At 71.0% G+C, this 19898-nt stretch carries 19 protein-coding genes and 1 pseudogene; 19 read left to right on the top strand and 1 reads right to left on the bottom strand.

Translation table 11 applies throughout. The features are described 5' to 3' along the window. Positions 1 to 97 precede the first annotated feature (97 nt). Positions 98 to 895: a GNAT family N-acetyltransferase gene (locus ACWC0C_RS05190; RefSeq protein WP_450861704.1), complete on the top strand. Its 798-nt coding sequence runs from the start codon at positions 98 to 100 to the stop codon at positions 893 to 895. Between the two features lie 65 nt (positions 896 to 960). After that, positions 961 to 1185, top strand: coding sequence for a translation initiation factor IF-1 (gene infA / locus ACWC0C_RS05185; protein WP_450861702.1), 225 nt, complete (start codon positions 961 to 963; stop codon positions 1183 to 1185). A gap of 101 nt (positions 1186 to 1286) precedes the next feature. Here the strand turns inward: infA and ACWC0C_RS05180 are convergent. Then, positions 1287 to 1937 (bottom strand): annotated as a pseudogene (locus ACWC0C_RS05180) (putative Ig domain-containing protein); the annotation flags it as partial. A 402-nt stretch (positions 1938 to 2339) separates the two neighbouring features. Between ACWC0C_RS05180 and ACWC0C_RS05175 the strand changes: the two are divergent. From ACWC0C_RS05175 to ACWC0C_RS05095, 17 genes are all read left to right on the top strand, one after another. Then, entirely contained in the window at positions 2340 to 3305 is a 966-nt protein-coding gene (locus ACWC0C_RS05175; RefSeq protein ID WP_450861700.1) for a lytic transglycosylase domain-containing protein, read from the top strand. A gap of 127 nt (positions 3306 to 3432) precedes the next feature. Beyond that, positions 3433 to 4446 (top strand): sigma-70 family RNA polymerase sigma factor, encoded by a 1014-nt coding sequence (locus ACWC0C_RS05170; protein ID WP_450861698.1) that lies wholly within the window; start codon positions 3433 to 3435, stop codon positions 4444 to 4446. A gap of 108 nt (positions 4447 to 4554) precedes the next feature. Continuing rightward, positions 4555 to 5484, top strand: coding sequence for an ABC transporter ATP-binding protein (locus ACWC0C_RS05165; RefSeq protein ID WP_450861696.1), 930 nt, complete (start codon positions 4555 to 4557; stop codon positions 5482 to 5484). Continuing rightward, on the top strand, positions 5481 to 6251 hold the full coding sequence (locus ACWC0C_RS05160) for an MlaE family ABC transporter permease (protein WP_449194609.1): 771 nt from the start codon (positions 5481 to 5483) through the stop codon (positions 6249 to 6251). The genes ACWC0C_RS05165 and ACWC0C_RS05160 overlap by 4 nt, the downstream gene beginning before the upstream one ends. A 3-nt stretch (positions 6252 to 6254) precedes the next feature. After that, a complete protein-coding gene (locus tag ACWC0C_RS05155; RefSeq protein ID WP_449194610.1) occupies positions 6255 to 7079 on the top strand; it encodes an MlaE family ABC transporter permease in 825 nt (274 codons plus the stop codon). 4 nt (positions 7080 to 7083) lie between these two features. Then, positions 7084 to 8331 carry an MCE family protein gene (locus ACWC0C_RS05150; protein WP_450861693.1) on the top strand — a complete coding sequence of 416 codons (1248 nt, stop codon included), beginning with the start codon at positions 7084 to 7086 and terminating at the stop codon, positions 8329 to 8331. Next, positions 8328 to 9368: an MCE family protein gene (locus tag ACWC0C_RS05145; protein WP_449194612.1), complete on the top strand. Its 1041-nt coding sequence runs from the start codon at positions 8328 to 8330 to the stop codon at positions 9366 to 9368. Before ACWC0C_RS05150 ends, ACWC0C_RS05145 begins: the two co-directional genes overlap by 4 nt. Continuing rightward, the gene (locus tag ACWC0C_RS05140; protein ID WP_450861691.1) at positions 9365 to 10543 is read left to right on the top strand and encodes an MCE family protein; all 1179 of its coding nucleotides are present in this window, start codon (positions 9365 to 9367) and stop codon (positions 10541 to 10543) included. Before ACWC0C_RS05145 ends, ACWC0C_RS05140 begins: the two co-directional genes overlap by 4 nt. Next, positions 10540 to 11652, top strand: a complete 1113-nt coding sequence (locus tag ACWC0C_RS05135; RefSeq protein ID WP_450861689.1) for an MCE family protein — start codon at positions 10540 to 10542, stop codon at positions 11650 to 11652. Before ACWC0C_RS05140 ends, ACWC0C_RS05135 begins: the two co-directional genes overlap by 4 nt. Further along, positions 11649 to 12938: an MCE family protein gene (locus ACWC0C_RS05130; RefSeq protein ID WP_450861687.1), complete on the top strand. Its 1290-nt coding sequence runs from the start codon at positions 11649 to 11651 to the stop codon at positions 12936 to 12938. The genes ACWC0C_RS05135 and ACWC0C_RS05130 overlap by 4 nt, the downstream gene beginning before the upstream one ends. Next, positions 12935 to 14209, top strand: coding sequence for an MCE family protein (locus ACWC0C_RS05125; RefSeq protein WP_450861685.1), 1275 nt, complete (start codon positions 12935 to 12937; stop codon positions 14207 to 14209). Before ACWC0C_RS05130 ends, ACWC0C_RS05125 begins: the two co-directional genes overlap by 4 nt. After that, positions 14182 to 14694 (top strand): hypothetical protein, encoded by a 513-nt coding sequence (locus ACWC0C_RS05120; RefSeq protein WP_450861684.1) that lies wholly within the window; start codon positions 14182 to 14184, stop codon positions 14692 to 14694. Before ACWC0C_RS05125 ends, ACWC0C_RS05120 begins: the two co-directional genes overlap by 28 nt. A gap of 22 nt (positions 14695 to 14716) precedes the next feature. Then, entirely contained in the window at positions 14717 to 15499 is a 783-nt protein-coding gene (locus ACWC0C_RS05115) for a hypothetical protein (protein WP_450861682.1), read from the top strand. Positions 15500 to 15654: 155 nt separating this feature from the next. Beyond that, positions 15655 to 16494, top strand: coding sequence for a TIM barrel protein (locus tag ACWC0C_RS05110; protein ID WP_449194619.1), 840 nt, complete (start codon positions 15655 to 15657; stop codon positions 16492 to 16494). A gap of 55 nt (positions 16495 to 16549) precedes the next feature. Then, on the top strand, positions 16550 to 17467 hold the full coding sequence (locus ACWC0C_RS05105) for a 2-hydroxy-3-oxopropionate reductase (RefSeq protein WP_449194620.1): 918 nt from the start codon (positions 16550 to 16552) through the stop codon (positions 17465 to 17467). A 201-nt stretch (positions 17468 to 17668) separates the two neighbouring features. After that, a complete protein-coding gene (locus tag ACWC0C_RS05100) occupies positions 17669 to 19132 on the top strand; it encodes a catalase (RefSeq protein WP_449194621.1) in 1464 nt (487 codons plus the stop codon). A 410-nt stretch (positions 19133 to 19542) separates the two neighbouring features. Then, entirely contained in the window at positions 19543 to 19773 is a 231-nt protein-coding gene (locus ACWC0C_RS05095) for a hypothetical protein (protein ID WP_449194622.1), read from the top strand. The last annotated feature ends 125 nt before the right edge of the window (positions 19774 to 19898 follow it).

Raw genomic sequence — 19898 nt, 5'->3', positions numbered from 1 at the left:
TATCCATGTGGGTGCTCCCCCATGTCGTCACGGCGGGCGACTGACATAGGTGTCGCCGGGAGCGCCTCAGACAAGGCACTCCTGAGAGGCAACACCTATGAACTTTGTGCGTTCCACTCCGGGCACGGACAACCATCCAGTCGTAGTCACGCGCGTCTCGGACACGCAGTGGCACGCCGTGGAGGACGACCGGACTGTCGGCCGCGGCCACGCTTCGCGCCGCCCCGACGGGCGGGTCTTCATCAGCATCGACGCCTGGCACGGCGCGGTCTTCGACCGCATCGCCGACGCGATGCTCGCGGACCTGCCGACACCGCTGTACACCGTCGTCGACGAGACCGACCACGACTCGAGATCCGCCTGGGAGCGGGCCGGCTTCGCCACCGCACGCCGCGAGTGGGGCTATCTCGTACCCACCGACCCACAGATCACCGGGCTCGGCTCGGTCCGGCCCCCGTCGGGCGTGACGATCGTGCCCGCCGGTGAGGCGGAGGAGGGCCCGCTGCGCGCACTCGACCGTCTCATCCGCGACGAGGTCGAGGCCGCCGTCGGATGGCAGACGATGCCCGCCGAGGTGCTGCCCCGCCCGGCGGGGACCACCCTGCTCGACCCGTCGAAGTACGCGGTGGCGCGGCACTTGGACCAGTACGTGGGACTGATCCGGGTGGCTCCGCTGACCCGGCAGCCACGGATCGGGCTGATCGCCGTCCGGACCGACAGGCACCGCCGCGGCATCGCCCGGACGCTGCTGGCCCACGCGCTGGGTTCACTGCACCGCTCCGGGACCGCTTCGGCATGGGCCGAGGTGAACGAGTCCAACGCGGCGGCTACCGCCCTGTTCGAGAGCATCGGCGCCCGGCGCACGGCCAGCACCCTGGAGCTCGTCCGCCACTGACGCTCGATCACACCGCACCGAGCGAAGCCGAATACACCGTCGCAGAACGAATGAAGTGAGAGACCATGACCAAAACAGCAAGCGGCGTAGAAGCCGAAGGCACCGTCATCGAGTGCCTGCGCAATGCCACCTTCAAGGTGGAGCTACAGAACGGGCACACGGTGCTCGCCCACATCAGCGGGAAGATCCGGAAGAACCGCATCAGGATCCTCCCCTACGACCGGGTGCTCGTGGAACTCAGCCCCTACGACCTCACCCGCGGCCGGATCCGCTACCGGTACAGGGCGTAGCGGAAAGTGCCGGTGCTGCCGCCGGATGCTCGTGCGTCAGGACATGGCGTGTCCCGCACGCGGACGGCTTCCGGGTGCGGGGCCGGGGCCGTACCCGAAGTTCAGCTGGTCGTCAGGGCGGTGTCGTCCACGACGAAGCTGGTCTGCAGCGAGGAGTCCTCCACGCCGTTGAACTTCAGGGTGACCGTCTGGCCCGCCAGCGAGGACAGGTCGAAGCTCTTCTGGGCATAGCCAGAGGCGTGGTTGAGGTTCGAGTAGGTCGCCAGGGTCGTCGAACCGGCCGTCACCGTCAGCTTGTCGTACGCGGTGCTGGTGGTGGTCCAGCCGGTGTTGCCCGACTCGAAGCCGGGGTTGGCCAGCAGCTGGGTCGAGGTGCAGCCGCCCCCGCCGGAGCCGACGGTCCAGGTGAAGGAGGTCGAGCCGGAGGCGCCGGTGGAGTCCTTCGCGGTGACCGTGACCTGGTAGGTGCCCGCGGTGGACGCCGTACCCGAGATCAGGCCGGTGGAGCTGTTGATGGACAGCCCGGTCGGCAGGCCGCTCGCGCTGTAGGTGAGGGAGGCGCCGCCGCTGTCGGTGGCCTTGATCTGCAGGCTGACCGAGCTTCCGGTGGTGGTGGACTGGCTGCCGGGGTTGGTGACGGTCACCGTGTTGCCACCGGTGGAGCCGGCGGTGAAGGCGGCGGTGCCGTTCGGGGTGGCCCAGCCGGTCGGGCCGTCGTAGCCGGTGCCCGCGGTGCAGAAGTACGACGGGGAGCGCGTAGCGGCGGCAGAACCGCGCAGTCAGGAGCATGACACTCATGCCCTGCACGCCGAGTGAGCGTGACATGACAGGATGCGGGGAGCGTAGACCGGAACGGGTCCCACCGGGCAGCACCGGGTCGAATTCTTTGCTTCTCCATAGGGTGTGGATGGCCCCCTCATGGGAGCCGGGGCGTGGGACCACCGGCCGGCCCGGTCCGCAGACGGACACGGCCACAGCGGGCGCGCCGGCTGACGGCTTTGCCGACGCGTCTCCCGTTCCGCGCGACGGATCCGCCGTACGGCCGCGTAGAGCAGACGACGGATCCGATCAGGGGAGGGGACTGCACAGTGACAGCGCGTGTGCTCAGGGGGGCACTGAGGGGTACCAGGGGTACGGCCGTCGCGACTGCGGCGATGGCCGTGCTGACCGCGTCGCAGGCACCGGGGGCGGTCCCGGCGCGGGCTTCGGAGCCCGTACGGAAGGCGGCACCCGTCGCCGAGCAGGGCCCCAGCGTGTCCGGCGACACGCCGTACCGCACCGACCTGCCCCCACTGCGCACCCGCGAGGGTGGCTCGGCACAGGGAATGACGGGTGGCGCACTGCCCGCGAGCGTGTTCGCCGCGTACCGGCGTGCCGAGGAGGAGCTGGCGCGCACCGCGCCCGGCTGCGGGCTGCGCTGGCAGCTGCTGGCCGCGATCGGCCAGGTGGAGTCCGGGCAGGCGCGGGGCGGCCGGGTGACCTCGGACGGTACGACCGTGACGCCGATCCTCGGTCCCCGGCTGACCGGCGGAGCCTTCGCCGTCGTACGGGACACCGACGGCGGCGCGTACGACGGGGACGCCGGGTACGACCGCGCGGTCGGCCCGATGCAGTTCATCCCGTCGACCTGGGCCCACTGGGGCGCGGACGGCAACGGCGACGGACATGCCGACCCGAACAACGTCTACGACGCGGCGCTCGCCGCCGGCCGTTACCTGTGCGCCGGTGGCCGGGACCTTTCGAACCCCGCCGGCCTGGACCGGGCGATCCTCGGTTACAACCACTCGGAGGCCTATCTGCGCACGGTGAAGGCCTGGTACACGTACTACCTGACCGGACACCGCGTGGTGCCGGACGCGTCCGGCGAGCCACAGGACCGGCCGAAGCCGGCGCACCCCAAGGCGTCGAAGCCCTCGCCGGAGCCCTCGCACGCCCGCAAGCCGGCCCCGGCCCGCACGCACACGCCCTCGGCACCGCCCGCCTCGCCCTCCCCCACCCCGTCCCCCAGCCCCGGCGCCCCGAAGGCGTCGGAGCCGCCGCCGGTCCCCCTCCCGGCACCGACCCTCCCGCTCCCCGGCGGTGTCCTGCCCGACCCCGGGGCGCTGACCAGCGGCGGCTAGGGACCCCCGGACCTGGCAACGGCTGGAACACGATGCGGGTCTCCCCCTCCACAACCGCGGATACTCGGCGGTAATGTCGCCACCCGCCGGGAGCACAGGACCGGCGGGTGAGTGCGAAGGGGCCCTCATGGCGACGGACATGCCTGCGGACACAGCGACCGCCGACGCGCGTTGGCAGCGCATGTGGAGCCATCGCGAGCAGTTGCTCAAGGTGGCCCGGCGCCGCTCGATGAGCCCGGAGGACGCCGAGGACGCCGTGCACGAGGCGATGTTGCGGGCCGCGGAGCGCCCGGACCTCGACGACGAACGGCTCGGTGCCTGGCTGACGACGGTGACGATGCGGCTGTGCGTCGACCGGTACCGGCAGGTCAACCGCGAGGCCGAGGTGGGCAGCCGCCCCACGCTCGTCGCACCCGGACCGGTGCCCGTCGAGGAGGTGGTGTGCGACCGGGCCGAGGCGAAGTGGCTCGCCGTGCGCAGCGGGGAGCTGCCCGCACGGCAGGCGGAGGCGCTGCGGCTGAAGTCGGAGGACCTGGACGTCGGCCAGGTCGCCGTGCGGATGGGCCTGAGCTACCGGACCGTCGAGTCGCTGCTCGCCCGGGCCCGGCGGACGCTGCGCGCCTCGCTGGCCGGGACGCTCGGGCTCGTGCTGTTCCTCCTCGGGCGCGGGCGGCCGCGCGGTGCCGGGAAGGTGCAGGCCGTGGCGGTCACCTCGACGGCGGCGACCCTGGCGGTGGCGGTGTTCGTGGTGCCGCACGCCCTGGACTGGGGCGGTGGTTCTTCCGCTCCGGCTCCGCGGCCGACGGTGTCCAGCGGGGCGCCCGTGCTCCGGAGCGCCGGCACCGGGCCCGCGCGCGCCCCGGAGTCCCACGGGCCCTCGGTGCCGACGGCCACCCCGAGCCGGACGGCGGCCGCATCGCCCGCCGGTGAAGCCGTCGTACCCGCACCTGTCTCCGTGCCGGCCCTGCCGGAGGTCTCCACGCCTCCGGTTCCCGAGGTTCCGCTGGAGACGGCGGTGCCGTCCGTGCCGTCCGTGCCGTCGCTGCCGTCGCTCCCCGCCAAGCCCTCTCGACCGTCCGTTTCCCGGACCGTCCCCCTCCCGAGCGTGCCGCTCAGCGTGCCGTCCCCGACGCTGCCGTAGCACGCCGTAAACGCGCCCGAAAAAAATCCGCGGTCGCCGCGACGGACGCCCCGCCCCCGTGCGTAGAGCTGATGACGGAGCTGCTCCACGGGCGAAGGGTGGGACCGGATGGGTGTCGAGATCTGCGTGGAAGGGCTGACCAAGTCCTTCGGACACCAGGTCATCTGGCAGGACGTCTCGCTGACGCTGCCCGCCGGGGAGGTCTCGGTGATGCTCGGCCCCTCGGGGACGGGCAAGTCGGTGTTCCTCAAGACGCTCGTCGGGCTGCTGAAACCGGAGCGCGGGTCGATCACGATCCAGGGCCGGGACATCACCCGGCTGCGCGAGCACGACCTGTACGAGGTGCGCAAGTTGTTCGGCGTGCTGTTCCAGGACGGCGCGCTGTTCGGCTCGATGAACCTGTACGACAACATCGCCTTCCCGCTGCGCGAGCACACCCGCAAGTCCGAGAGCGAGATCAAGCGGATCGTCCTGGAGAAGATGGACATGGTCGGGCTGATCGGCGCCGAGGGGAAGCTGCCCGGCGAGATCTCCGGCGGTATGCGCAAGCGTGCCGGGCTCGCCCGCGCCCTGGTCCTCGACCCGGAGATCATCCTCTTCGACGAGCCGGACTCGGGCCTGGACCCGGTCCGTGTGGCCTACCTCAACCAGCTGATCGTCGACCTCAACGCGCAGATCGACGCGACCTTCCTGATCGTCACCCACGACATCGCCTCCGCCCGCCAGGTGCCCGACAACATCGGGTTGCTGTTCCGGCGCGAGCTGGTGCTGTTCGGACCCCGCGAGCAGTTGCTGACCAGTGACGAGCCGGTCGTACGGCAGTTCCTGAACGGCCGGCTGCAGGGGCCGATCGGGATGGCGGAGGAGAAGGACGCGGCCCAGGTCGAGCAGGAGCTGGCCCAGATCGACGAGGGCGGCGGGGCCGAGGGCCTCACTCCCCGTCTGCTGCCGGGCCCCGGCATCGCCCGCCCGCCCCGCTGGGAGGCGATCGCGAGACGGGAGGCCGAGCTGCACGGGACGGGGGTGACGGGCGGATGAGCCTCTCCCCGACGGGTGCGCTCCGGCACTGCGGCAACCTGTTCGCGATGGCGCTGGACGTCGTCCGGGCGCTGCCCCGACGGCCGTTCCAGGCCAGGGAGTTCATCCAGCAGGCGTGGTTCGTCGCGAGCGTCACGATCCTGCCCACCGCCCTGGTCTCGATCCCCTTCGGGGCGGTCATCGCGCTGCAGATCGGCAGCCTGACCCGGCAGTTGGGCGCGCAGTCCTTCTCCGGTGCCGCGTCCGTGCTCGCCGTACTGCGCGAGGCCTCGCCGATCGTGACCGCGCTGCTGATCGCGGGCGCGGGCGGCACGGCGATCTGCGCGGACCTCGGGGCACGCAGGATCCGGGACGAGATCGACGCGATGCAGGTGCTGGGCATCGACCCGATCCACCGGCTGGTGGTACCGCGGGTGCTGGCGTCGATGGTCGTGGCCGTCCTCCTCAACGGGCTCGTCTCGGTGGTCGGCGTCGCGGGCGGCTATTTCTTCAACGTGGTCCTCCAGAACGGCACGCCCGGCGCCTACCTGGCCTCCTTCACCACGCTCGCCCAGCTCTCCGACCTGTGGGCGGCCGAGATCAAGGCGCTGGTGTTCGGGGCGATCGCCGCGATCGTCGCCTCGTACAAGGGGCTGAACGCGAAGGGCGGACCGAAGGGCGTGGGCGATGCCGTCAACCAGTCCGTGGTGATCACCTTCATGTTGCTGTTCGTGACCAACTTCGTGATGACCGCGGTGTACTTCCAGGTCGTCCCGCAGAGGGGTTAGCCGATGCGACCACACAAAGTCCTCGACCGCCCACTGCGCTCCCTCGAAGAGCTGGGCACCCAACTCTCCTTCTACGGCCGCTCGCTCGCGTGGACGGGCCGCACCCTGCGCCGCTACAAGAAGGAGACCCTGCGGCTGCTCGCCGAGGTCAGCTTCGGCCGCGGTGCACTCGCCGTCGTCGGCGGCACGGTCGGCGTGATCGCCTTCCTGTCCTTCTTCACCGGCACCGAGGTCGGCCTCCAGGGCTACGCGGCCCTGAACCAGCTCGGCACCTCCAACTTCGTGGCGTTCCTGTCGGCGTACTTCAACACCCGGGAGATCGCCCCGCTGGTGGCCGGCCTCGCCCTGTCCGCGACGGTCGGCGCCGGGTTCACCGCGCAGCTCGGTGCGATGCGCATCAGCGAGGAGACCGACGCGCTGGAGGTGATGGGCGTCCCGTCGCTGCCGTTCCTGGTGACGACACGGATGATCGCCGGCTTCGTCGCGGTGATCCCGCTGTACGTGATCGGGCTGCTGTCCTCGTACCTCGCCGCCCGCACCATCACCACCGGCTACTACGGGCAGTCGACGGGCACCTACGACCACTACTTCCAGCAGTACCTGCCGCCGGTGGACGTCCTGTGGTCCTTCGGCAAGGTGATCGTCTTCGCCGTGCTGATCATCCTGGTGCACTGCTACTACGGCTACTACGCGAGCGGCGGTCCGGCGGGCGTCGGCGTCGCGGTGGGCCGGGCGGTGCGGACGTCCATCGTCGCCATCAACGTCCTGGACTTCTTCCTGAGCCTCGCGATCTGGGGCGCCAACACGACCGTACGGATCGCGGGGTGAGCCGGTGAGAACGCTGAGACTCAGGCTGTACGGCATCACGTTCCTCGCCGTGCTCGCGCTGCTGCTGTCGCTCGCCGTGGCCGTCTACCGGCAGGCGTTCACCTCCGTCGTACCGATCACCCTGGAGGCCGGCACCCTCGGCAACCAGCTGGATCCGCGCGCCGACGTCAAACTGCGCGGACTGCTGGTCGGCGAGGTGCGCGAGGTGCACGCCGACGGCACGAAGGCGACCCTCGACATCGCGCTCAAGCCGCAGTACGTCGCGTACATCCCCGCCGACGTGCACGCCCGGCTGCTGCCCAAGACGCTGTTCGGCGAGAAGTACGTCGACCTCGTCGCCCCGGCCCACTCCTCGGCCCGGCCCATCCGCGCCGGGGACGTCATCACCCAGGACCGCACGAGGACCGGCATCGAGGTGCAGCAGCTGATGAACGACCTGCTGCCGCTGCTGCGCACCGTCCGGCCGGGTGAACTCAACGCCACGCTCTCGGCGTTCGCGACCGCGCTGGAGGGCCGCGGCGACCGGATCGGCGGCAACCTCGCCCGGGTCGACGGCTATCTGCGCCGGCTCAACCCCCATCTGCCGTCGATCAAGGAGGACATCTCGCGCTTCGCCGACGTCGCCGAGGTCTACGGCGACGCCGCGCCCGACCTGATGCGGATCCTGCGCAACACGGTCACCACCAGCCGGACGATCGTCGAGAAGCGGGACCGGCTGGCCGCCGCGCTGCGCTCGACCGCCTCCGTGGCGGGCACGGCAAACGACTTCCTCGCCGAGAACGGCGACCGGCTGATCACCCTGGGCCGGGTCTCCCGCCCCACGCTGGAACTCTTCGCCCGCTACTCCCCCGAGTACCCGTGCCTGTTCTCGGGCCTGGTCCGGCAGGAGAAGGCGTCGGAGGACGCGTTCCGGGGCGGCGAGATGCGGATCACCCTCGAGGTCGTCCGGCCGCAGGGGGCGTACCAGCCCGGCGAGGAGCCGGTGTACGGCGAGCGGTCGGGACCGAACTGCCGCGGTCTGCCGCATCCGCAGGTGCCGGGGCCGAAACCCCATCTCGACGACGGTACATCGGCCGGAGGTTCCGGCAGCGCACTTCCCGGAGGAGTCAACGTGTCCGCCACCCGGGCCGAGCAGCGGGCCGTCGGCTCGCTCGTCGCCCCCGTCATGGGCGTCCCCGCGGACGAGGTGCCGCCCGTCACGACCCTGCTGTTCGGGCCGCTCGCGCGCGGAACGGCGGTGAGTGTCGTATGAGCAGGGCAGGAGCCCGGCAGACCGCCGCCCCGCTGATCAAGTTCAGCCTCTTCGCACTGGTCACGATCGCGGCGACGGCCCTGCTCGCCGCCACCATCGTCAACATCTCCTTCACCCCGAAGGACACCTACCACGCGGTGTTCTCCGACGTGACGGGGCTGGAGGCCGGCGACGACATCCGGGTGGCCGGGGTGCGGGTCGGAGAGGTCGAGGACATCCGGGTCAAGGACCGGACCCTGGCCGAGGTCACGTTCTCCGTCACCGCGCGGCGGCCGCTGCTGACCTCCACCCACGCGGTCGTCCGCTACCGCAACCTGGTCGGGCAGCGGTACATCGCACTGACCGAGGGCACCGGCGACGCCTCCGCCCGGCTGCGGCCCGGCGGCACCATCCCGCTGTCCCGGACCCAGCCGGCGCTGGACCTCAACGCGCTGCTGAACGGCTTCAAGCCGCTGTTCGCCGCGCTCAGCCCGAACGATGTCAACCAGCTCGCCACCGAGATCGTCCAGACCCTCCAGGGGGAGGGCGGCACGGTGAACAGCCTGCTCGCGCACACGGCCTCGCTCACCACGACCCTCGCCGACCGCGACCGGCTGATCGGCTCGGTGATCGACAACCTCAACACCGTCCTGGAGACGCTCGACAAGCGCGGCTCCCGCTTCTCCGGGCTGCTCACACAGCTGCGCCGGGTGATCTCGGGGCTGTCCGCCGACCGCAAGCCCATCGGGGAGTCCCTGGTGAGCATCGGCGACCTCACGGACGTCACGTCGGGGCTGCTGAAGGACGCACGTCCACCACTGAAGGACGACATCGCCGGGCTCGGCGAGCTCACCGGAACGCTGAACAAGAACGAGAACACCGTGGAGGGCGTCCTGAAGCGGCTGCCGAACAAGCTGAACGGACTGACCGGGACCGCGTCCTACGGCTCCTGGTTCAACTTCTACCTCTGCGACTTCGACGGCCGGATCGTGCTGCCGAAGACGAAGCAGGTGATCACCCCGGAGCTGCACGTGGCACGGGCGAGGTGTGGCGGATGAGGCTGCGTGTCGTACGGCGGCGTCGCCCCGAGCCGCTGGTGAAGGTGCGGGTCCTGCCGCCGAAGCTGCCGAAACCGCCCAAGCTGCCGCCGCTTTCCCGGCTGCTGCCCCGGCGCCCGGCCCGCCCCGAGCCCCTCGTGAGAGTGCGCGTCCTGCCACCGAGGCTGCCCGCGATCCGGCTGCGGCGCCCGCGCCTGAAGCCCTTCCGTGAGCGCAACCCCGTCGTCGTCGGCGCCGTCGGCCTCACCGTCCTCGCGCTGCTCACGGTCGCCGCGTTCAACGCCGACAGCCTGCCGCTGATCGGTGGCGGCGACACGTACAGCGCGGCCTTCTCGGAGGCCGGCGGGCTCAAGCCGGGCGACGAGGTGCGGATCGCCGGGGTCAAGGTCGGCAAGGTCGAGGACGTCGGCCTGGACGGCGACCACGTCAAGGTCAGCTTCAAGGTGAAGGGCCACCCGGCGTTCGGCACCGACACGGGCGCGTCGATCCGGGTCAAGACGATCCTCGGCGCGAAGTACCTGGCCCTGTATCCGAAGGGGCCCGGGCAGTTGCGGCCCGGCAGTGAGATCCCGATCGCGCGAACGGTGTCGGCGTACGACGTCGTGCAGGCCTTCAGCGACCTCACGACCACCACCGAGGAGGTCGACACGGACCGGCTCGCGAAGGCGATGGACACGATCTCCGTCACCTTCCAGGACTCGCCCGCCGAGGTGCGGGCGTCGATCACGGGACTGTCGCGGATCTCCAGGACCGTCGCCTCCCGTGACAAGGCGCTGCGCGGACTCCTCGACCACGCGAACGGCGTCACCAAGGTGCTGGCCGACCACACCAAGGACTTCTCCGCGCTGGTGAAGGACGGCGACGCGCTGTTCAAGGAGATCGGCGACCGGCGCGCGGCGATCCACAAGCTGCTCGCGAGCTCCGCGCTGCTGGGCATCGAGCTGTCCGGCCTGGTCGACGACAACAGCAAGGAGATCGGGCCCGCCCTGAAGAACCTCAACACCTTCGTGCGGATGCTCGAACGCAACCAGGCGAGCCTCGACCGCAGCGTCCGGCTGCTCGCCCCCTACGTGCGGCTCTTCACCAACACCCTGGGCAACGGCCGCTGGTTCGACTCCTATGTGCAGAACCTGGTCGCCGCCCCGGTCACGCCACGGACGGGAGGCACCCGATGACCCGCCGCAGACTCCTGGCCCTGTTCACCGCGCTCGTGGTCGTCACCGGCCTCGCCGTCGTCCTGTGGCCGGGCTCCGACCCCGTCCGGGTCACGGCGTACTTCCCGCGCACCGTCGGCATCTACCCCGGCTCCGACGTCCGCGTCCTCGGAGTCCGCATCGGCGAGGTCGGGAAGATCACGCCGGAGGGCGGCCGGGTGCGGGTGGAGCTGGAGTTCGACCGGGGCCGCAAGGTCCCCGCGGACGCCCAGGCCGCCATCGTCAACTCCTCGGTGGTCAGCGACCGTTACGTGCAGCTGCTGCCGGTGTACCGGAAGGGCCCGGTGCTGCGGGACGGCGACGTCATCCCCGAGTCCCGTACGGCCGTCCCGGTGGAGCTGGACCGGATCTTCGACAGCCTGCACACCACCGCCGAGGCACTCGGCCCGAACGGCGCCAACAAGAAAGGCTCACTGTCCCGGCTGCTCGGGGTGAGCGCGGACAACCTGCGGGGGCAGGGGAAGAACCTCAACCAGACGGTCGAGGACCTCTCCCAGGCGGTCACCACGCTGTCCGACGGGCGCGGCGACCTGTTCGGGACCGTGCGCAACCTGCAGGTGTTCACGGCCGCGCTGGCGGCGGACGACACCGGCGTGCGGTCGTTCGACACCGACCTCGCCGACGTGGCCGGGCAGCTCGCCGGTGAGCGCAAGGATCTCGCGGCCGCGCTGAAGTACCTGGCCGCCGCGCTCGGTGACGTGTCCGGCTTCGTGAAGGGCAACAAGAAGGCACTGACCTCGGACGTCACGGGCCTGGCCAAGGTCACCAAGGTCCTCGTCACCCAACGGGCCGCACTGGAGGAGCTGTTGACCGTCGCCCCCACGGGCCTGTCGAACCTGCAGAACGCCTACAACCCCGTCGCCGGCACCCTCGACACCCGCAACAACGCGCAGACACCGCAGGACCCGGCGTCCCTGCTCTGCTCGCTGCTGAAGACGACCGGGGACGACCACGACAACTGTGCGGGTCTGAAGAAGCTCTTCGGCTCCCTGCCCAAGGTGCCGTCGACCCCGGCGGCGACGGGCACGGTCGACAAGACCCTCGGTGGAATCCTGGGGGCACAGGCATGAGCACACAGCGCTTGGGACACGCGGCGGCCTGGACGGCGGTCGGCTCGCTGCTGCTGACCGGCTGCGAGTTCAACGGCTGGTACGACGTCCCGCTCCCCGGCGGCGCAGCCTCGGACGGCCACGCCTACCACGTCACCGTCGAGTTCAGGGACGTACTGGACCTGGTGCCGCAGTCGGCGGTGAAGGTCGACAACGTCACCGTGGGCTCGGTCGAGAAGGTGGAGCTGGACGGCTGGCACGCGCGCGTGCGGCTGCGGATCGCCGACTCGGTGAAGCTGCCCGGCAACGCGGTCGCCGACCTGAGGCAGACGAGCATGCTCGGCGAGAAGTACGTCGCCCTGTCCGCCCCGACCGGCGCGCGGCCCGTGGGACGGCTCCGCGACGGCGACCGCGTCCCGCTCTCCCGCAGCGGCCGCAACCCGGAGGTCGAGGAGGTGCTGTCGGCCCTGTCCGCCCTGCTCAACGGCGGTGGGGTGGCCCAGCTGAAAACGATCACCGTCGAGCTGAACAAGGCGCTGAACGGCCGTACGGACCGGGTCAGGTCCCTGCTGAAGCAGCTCGACACGTTCCTCGGCGGCCTCGACGACCAGCGGGCTCAGATCGTCCGCGCCCTCAAGGGCGTCGACCGGCTGGCCAAGCGGTTGAAGAAGGAGAAGAGGACGATCGCCCTGGCCGTCGACACCATGCCACCCGCCCTGAAGGCCCTCGCCGACCAGCGCAAGGACCTGACGAGGATGCTCACCGCCCTGTCCGGGCTCGGCAGGACCGGCACCAAGGTGGTGAACGCCTCCCGCGACGACACCGTGGCCAACCTGAAGCAGCTGCGGCCCATCCTGCAGCAGCTGAACAAGGCGGGTGACGACCTGCCCAACTCCCTGGAGCTGCTGACCACCTACCCGTTCCCGCGCAACGCCACCGACGCGATCAAGGGCGACTACGTCAACCTGAAGATCACGGCCGACCTGGACCTGACGGGCCTCTACGGCAACCTCACCGGCAAGCCGGGCGAGGGCTCCAAGAAGCCGGGGACGCCGCACCTGCCCGGCGTCCCCACCCCGACCCCGTCGCTCCCGTCTCTCCCGTCCACCCCGTCCCTGCCGTCCACGCCGTCCGTGCCCTCGCTGCCCTCGACGCCCTCGCAGCCCTCGCGGCCTTCCGACGGCAGCACCCTGCTGTGTCCGCCGGTGTGCACCGCCGCCTACGGCACCGGGGACGGCTCGCGTCGCCTCCCGCCCGGGGTCGACCTCGGTCTCGCCGAGCTGATGCTGAAGGGGATGCTGTCGTGATCACACGTACGGTCAGGGCCCAGCTGCTCGCCTTCGCGACCGTCACCGCCCTCGGGGTGTCGTACGTCGGCGCCCGGTACACGGGCCTGGTGGACGACGCCCTCGGCCGCGGTTACACCGTGCGCGCCGACTTCGCCGAGTCCGGGGGCGTCTTCCCCGGAGCCGAAGTCACCTACCGCGGTGTGCCGGTGGGCCGCGTGGGCGATCTGCGGCTCGCCGGGTCCGGGGTCTCGGTGGCCTTGAAGATCGCGGACGGCGCCCCGAGGATCCCGGCGGACACGCTCGCCGTGGTCGCCGACCGTTCGGCGGTGGGCGAGCAGTACGTCGACCTCCAGCCGCGGCGGTCGGGGGGGCCGTACCTGATGGACGGCAGCTCGATCCCGCGCGGCCGCACCCGGACCCCGCTGCCGGTCACCGACCTGGTCCTCAGCCTGGACCGGCTGGTCAACTCGGTCGGCAAGGACGATCTGCGGGTCACCGTCGACGAGCTGGGCAAGGCGTTCTCCGGCACCGGGCCGAACCTGAGCCGTCTGGTGGACTCCGGCAACGCGCTGGTGGAGTCGGCGTCGCAGTCGCTCCCGCAGACGGTCTCGCTGATCGAGGACTCGCGGAAGGTGCTCAGGACCCAGGCCGACCAGGGCTCTGCGATCAAGTCGTTCTCCCGTGATCTGGCCACGCTCACCGAGCAGTTGAAGTCGAGCGACGGGGATCTGCGCCGGCTGATCGGCAACACGGTGCCCGCCACGCAGCAGCTCGACTCCCTGCTGAAGTCGACCCGGCCGCAGGTGCCGGTCCTGCTGGCCAACCTCATCAGCGGCGGCCAGGTCACCGTGGCCCGGCTGCCCGGCGTCGAGCAGGCCCTGGTCACGCTCCCGCTCAATGTCGCGGGCAGCTACACGGTGATCCCCGGCGACGGCACCACGCACTTCGGGCTGACCGTGAACGCCGGCGACCCGCCCGCGTGCACCCAGGGCTACGGCACCCAGCGGCGCGACCCCGCCGACACCGGCACCCGCCCGGCGAACACCGGGGCACACTGCACGGCACCGCGCGGCAGCAAGACGTCGGTGCGCGGCGCGCAGAACGCCCCCGGCGCGACGAGGAGTCCCTACAGCGCCGACCGGGCCGCGTTCGTGGCCCCGTACGACCCGGAGACCGGCACCGTGACCGGCCCGGACGGAACGCCCGTCGAGATCGGCTCCACGGGCGGCGAACAGACCGTGTTCGGAAGGGAGTCGTGGCAATGGCTGCTCGTGGGACCGATGGCATGAGAGGAGGGCGTGTGAAGCGGCTGCCGGTGGTGCTCGTCGCCGCGACCGTGGCGACGGCCGTGCTCTGCGGGTGGCTGGGCCTGGGTCTGTCCGGCCGGCGGGAGGTGGACCAGCGCCGCCAGGACATCCTGTCGGCCGCCCGTCAGTCGGCACTGAACTTCACCTCGCTCGACTACCGGCATTACGACCGGGACAGCCGCACCGTGCTCGAGGGCGCCACCGGCGACTTCAAGAAGCAGTTCGCCGCGCAGACGGCGCAGCTGACGAAGCTCGTCGCCCAGAACAAGTCGGTGTCCCAGGGGCAGGTCCTGGAAGCGGGCATCGTGCGCTCCGGCGAGCGCTCGGCCCGGGTGCTGGTCGTGGCCGACAGCAAGGTGACCAACACCGCCGTGCCCGGGGGTCAGGCGCGCACCTACCGGCTCCAGCTCGACCTCGTGCGCGTGGGCGGCCGCTGGCTGACCTCCGACGTCGCGTTCGTGGGCTGACCCAGAGTTGAGGAGAGACACCGTGGCGAACCCGACCTCCCGTATCCGCGGCACCGGATCCCCGGCCCGCCGCACCCTGACCGCGGCCGCCCGCGCGGCGGCCAAGCGCGCGGAGCGGCCGGCACACCCCGGGCACGGCGCCCGTACGGCCGTCGGCCCGGCGGAGGAGCCACCCGCCGGCCGCACCCGGCTCATCGAGCCACCGCAGGCCGGCCGGGACGACCCGCCGGAGCCCGAGCCGGTCGAGGAGGAGAACCCCGAAGAAGGCGCGGCGAGCGAGCAGAGCGCGCTCCCGCACCGGGCCGGGCAGCGCGTGCTCACGGCGGTGCTCGGGGTCGTTCTCGTGGCGGGGCTGGTCGTGGCCGCCGTACTCGGATGGCAGTACCGGCAGGGGCGGCAGGCGGAGCAGGCCCGTGGCGAGGCCCTCGCGGCCGCGCGGAAGGCGGCGCCGGTCGTGCTGTCGTACGACTACCGGCATCTGGACCGCGACTTCTCCCGGGCCCGCGCCCTCCTGACCGGGCACTTCCGCGACCAGTACGGCAGGACCACGAAGACGGTGGTCGCGCCGACCGCGACGAAGTACCACGGCGTGGTGCGGGCGACGGTGGCGACACCGACCGACGGCGGCGACCCGGCGGCCTCCGTGGTGTCGGCCACGCCGGACAAGGCCGTCGTCCTGCTCTTCGTCAACCAGGTCACCGAGAGCACCCAGGTCTCGGGGCCCCGGCTGGACCTGAACCGGGTGCGGATGACGCTCACCCGCACCTCCGACGGCTGGAAGGTGAGCGGCGTCGACGCCCTCTGACCAGGCCCCCGAGTGCCCCCGCGCAGTACGCGCGGGGGCACTTTTTCGTGGGCTCTCTTGACAGCCCCGCCCCCTCACAGGCAATCTTCCATTAAGCAGAAACAAACTTCCGCAATATGGAATTACGGAATTACAGGGAAGGGAGCGCCGCCCCCGTGGGATTTGCAGACCAGCGCTTCAACGTCAACCTGTCGATCCTCTTCACGGAACTCCCGCTCCTGGAGCGCCCCGCGGCCGCCGCCGCGGCGGGCTTCACGGCGGTCGAGCTGTGGTGGCCCTGGGTCGACTCCCCCACCCCCGAGCAGTCCGAGCTCGACGCCCTGAAGAAGGCGATCGAGGACGCGGGCGTCCAGCTCACGGGCCTGAACTTCTACGCCGGACAGCTGCCGGGCCCGGACCGCGGCGCCCTGTCGATCCCCGGTGAGGAGTCGGAGAAGTTCCGCGCCAACATCGACGTGGCCGCCGACTTCGCCGCCTCCCTCGGCTGCACGGCGCTCAACGCGCTCTACGGCAACCGCGCCGAGGGCGTGGACCCGGCCGAGCAGGACGCGCTCGCCCTGGAGAACCTGGCCCTCGCGGCGCGGGCGGCCGACCGGGTCGGCGCGATCCTGCTGATCGAGGCGCTGAACCAGCCCGAGTCGCCGAAGTGCCCGATCGTGAGCGCGCCGAAGGCCATCGAGATCGTGGACAAGGTCAACGAGGCGACGGGACTCGGGAACGCGAAGTTCCTGATGGACCTGTACCACCTGTCCATGAACGGCGAGGACCTGCCCTCGGTGATCGAGCAGTACGCGGCGAAGACGGGCCACGTCCAGATCGCCGACAACCCCGGCCGCGGCGCCCCCGGCACGGGCTCGCTCCCGCTCGAGGAGCTGCTCGACCAGCTGAGGAAGGCCGGTTACGACGGCTGGGTCGGCCTGGAGTACAAGGCCGGCGACCGCCCGAGCGCCGAGTCCTTCGAGTGGCTCCCGCGCGAAGCGCGCTCCGCGCGCTGATCCTCGCGCCGAACCCCCCGACTTTGCAGAGCAGTTGAGAGAGGCACCCCCAATCATGAGCAGCAACCTCGCAGCTTCTTCCCACCCGACCCGCCCGGCGATTGCCTGGATCGGCCTCGGCATCATGGGCTCCCCCATGTCCGAGAACCTGATCAAGGCGGGCTACCAGGTCACCGGCTTCACGCTGGAGCAGGACAAGCTGGACCGTCTGGCCGCCGCCGGCGGTACGGCCGCCTCCTCGATCGCCGAGGCCGTGCGCGACGCCGACGTGGTCATCACGATGGTGCCCGCCTCCCCGCACGTCGAGGCCATCTCCTACGGCCCCGACGGCATCCTGGAGAACGCCAAGCAGGGCGCCCTGCTGATCGACATGTCCTCGATCACCCCGCAGACCTCCGTCGACCTGGCCGCCGCCGCCAAGGACAAGGGCATCCGGGTGCTGGACGCCCCGGTGTCCGGCGGTGAGGCCGGCGCCATCGAGGCCGTACTGTCGATCATGGTCGGCGGTGAGCAGGCCGACTTCGACCAAGCCAAGCCGATCCTCGAGGCGCTAGGCAAGACCATCGTGCTGTGCGGTCCGCACGGCTCCGGCCAGACCGTGAAGGCGGCCAACCAGCTGATCGTCGCCGTGAACATCCAGGCGTGCGCCGAGGCCGTGGTCTTCCTGGAGAAGTCGGGCGTGGACCTGCAGGCCGCCCTCGACGTCCTCAACGGCGGTCTCGCGGGCTCGACCGTGCTCACGCGGAAGAAGGACAACTTCCTGAACCGCGACTTCAAGCCGGGCTTCCGCATCGACCTGCACCACAAGGACATGGGCATCGTCACCGACGCCGCCCGCAACGTCGGCGCCGCCCTGCCGGTCGGTGCCGTGGTCGCCCAGCTGGTCGCCTCGCTGCGCGCCCAGGGCGACGGTGGCCTGGACCACTCGGCCCTGCTGCGGGCCGTGGAGCGCCTCTCCGGCGCCCAGGTCTGAGCCGAGCCCCACAGACTTCCGGGCGGCGCCGCCGCTGACACCTGTCCTGTCGCGCCCAGGCGCCGGCGCCGCCCGGAACCACCTTCAGATCGTCTTCAACAAACTGTTGACGTGCGATTGTCCCACTTCTAGGCTCCAGAAGACTTCTAGGCTCCACAAAGCGGAAACAGGTTTCCGCTGCCACCGCACGGAAGGTCCACGATGTCGAAGCGCGTGCTCACGACAGAGTCCGGCGCCCCGGTCGCCGACAACCAGAACTCAGCCTCCGCCGGCGTCGGCGGCCCGCTCCTGCTCCAGGACCAGCACCTCCTGGAGAAGCTCGCGCGCTTCAACCGCGAGCGGATCCCGGAGCGCGTGGTGCACGCCCGTGGTTCCGGCGCATACGGCCACTTCGAGGTGACGGACGACGTCACCGGCTACACCCACGCCGACTTCCTCAGCGAGATCGGCAAGCGCACCGAGGTGTTCCTGCGCTTCTCCACGGTCGCCGACTCGCTCGGCGGCGCGGACGCCGTCCGTGACCCGCGCGGTTTCGCGCTGAAGTTCTACACCGAGGAGGGCAACTACGACCTCGTCGGCAACAACACCCCGGTGTTCTTCATCAAGGACCCGATCAAGTTCCCCGACTTCATCCACTCGCAGAAGCGGGACCCGTTCACCGGCAAGCAGGAGCCGGACAACGTCTGGGACTTCTGGGCGCACGCCCCCGAGGCCACGCACCAGGTGACCTGGCTGATGGGCGACCGCGGTATCCCGGCGTCGTACCGGCACATGAACGGCTACGGCTCGCACACCTACCAGTGGACGAACGCGCAGGGCGAGGCCTTCTTCGTCAAGTACCACTTCAAGACGAACCAGGGCATCCGCTCGCTGAGCAGCGAGCAGGCCGCGGAGCTCGCGGGCAAGGACCCCAACTCCCACCAGACGGACCTGCTGCAGGCGATCGAGCGCGGGGTGCACCCGTCCTGGACCCTCTACGTCCAGATCATGCCGGCGGCCGAGGCGGCGGACTACCGCTTCAACCCGTTCGACCTGACCAAGGTGTGGCCGCACAAGGACTACCCGCTGCAGCGCGTGGGCCGTCTGGTCCTCGACCGCAACCCGGACAACGTCTTCGCCGAGGTCGAGCAGGCCGCGTTCTCGCCGAACAACTTCGTTCCCGGCATCGGCCCGTCCCCGGACAAGATGCTCCAGGGCCGGCTGTTCGCCTACGCGGACGCGCACCGCTACCGCCTGGGCGTCAACCACACCCAGCTCGCCGTGAACGCCCCCAGGGCGGTTCCGGGCGGTGCCCAGAACTACGGCCGCGACGGTCTCATGGCGAGCAACGCCCAGGGCCGCCACGCCAAGAACTACGAGCCGAACTCCTACGACGGCCCGGCGGAGACCGGCCGCCCCCTGGCGGCCCCCCTGGCGGTGTCCGGCCACACGGGCAACCACTCCGCCCCCCTGCACACCAAGGACGACGACTTCTTCCAGGCGGGCGAGCTGTACCGCCTGATGTCGGAGGACGAGAAGTCCCGCCTCGTCGCGAACATCGCCGGCGGCCTCTCGCAGGTCTCCCGCGACGACGTGATCGAGAAGAACCTGGCCCACTTCCACGCCGCCGACCCGGAGTACGGCAAGCGCGTGGAGGAGGCGGTCCGCGCCCTGCGCGAGGACTGAGACCGGGAACCCGCAAGCAGCGTACGGAATCTGACGGGAGGTCAGGATCCGCACGCGGCCCGCGCGGCACGCCGTACGGCCCGGATGAGGGGTGGTCGTGCGGCGGTGGGCGCGGGCAGGGCGAGGACCGCGGCGGCGTGCGAGCCAGTGCGGTGGTGAAGGACCGAGTCCCCTTCTCGACCAGAGGGAAGGGTCCCGGGCTCCGTCGCACACCGCCGCGGTCCCACCCAGCCCCCGGCACGGGGGCCAACCGCTCCGTCCGGCAGCGCGAACGACCTGTCGCGCCCAGCCAGCCTCGCGCCGCCGGACGGCCACCATACGAACACGAAGCGCTCCCCCGCCCAGGGGGAGCGCTTCGTGCTGTACGGGGCCGGCGTGCGGGTCCGCCGCATCCGCCGCACGCTGAACACATGAGCAATACGCAGTACCCGCACATCGTGGTCCACTCCCCCGCCCTGGACGGGTCCCGGCGGGTCACCGAGGGCGACGTGACGCTGGGGATCGCCTCGCACCTGGATGACGTCGTGGAGATCCTGCGGCTGGCCGATCTGGACCGGATCGAGGTCGAGGAGAGCGATCTCATCGAGTGGCAGGGCGGCGGACCCGACGACTGGCCCGGGCTGTCGGAGCACGAGTTCTAGCGGCTGGGCGTACGGCGGTGGTCGAGACGGGCTACGCCATCCTCAAATGAAGCTCTGAAGACCGGGATGGAGGCTTCAACCGCCCCCGTGTCAGGGCAGATTACGTGCACCAGGGGCCCGCCGGC

The sequence above is a fragment of the Streptomyces sp. NPDC001709 genome, assembly GCF_053596375.1.
This window is presented reverse-complemented; position numbering and strand designations above follow the sequence as displayed.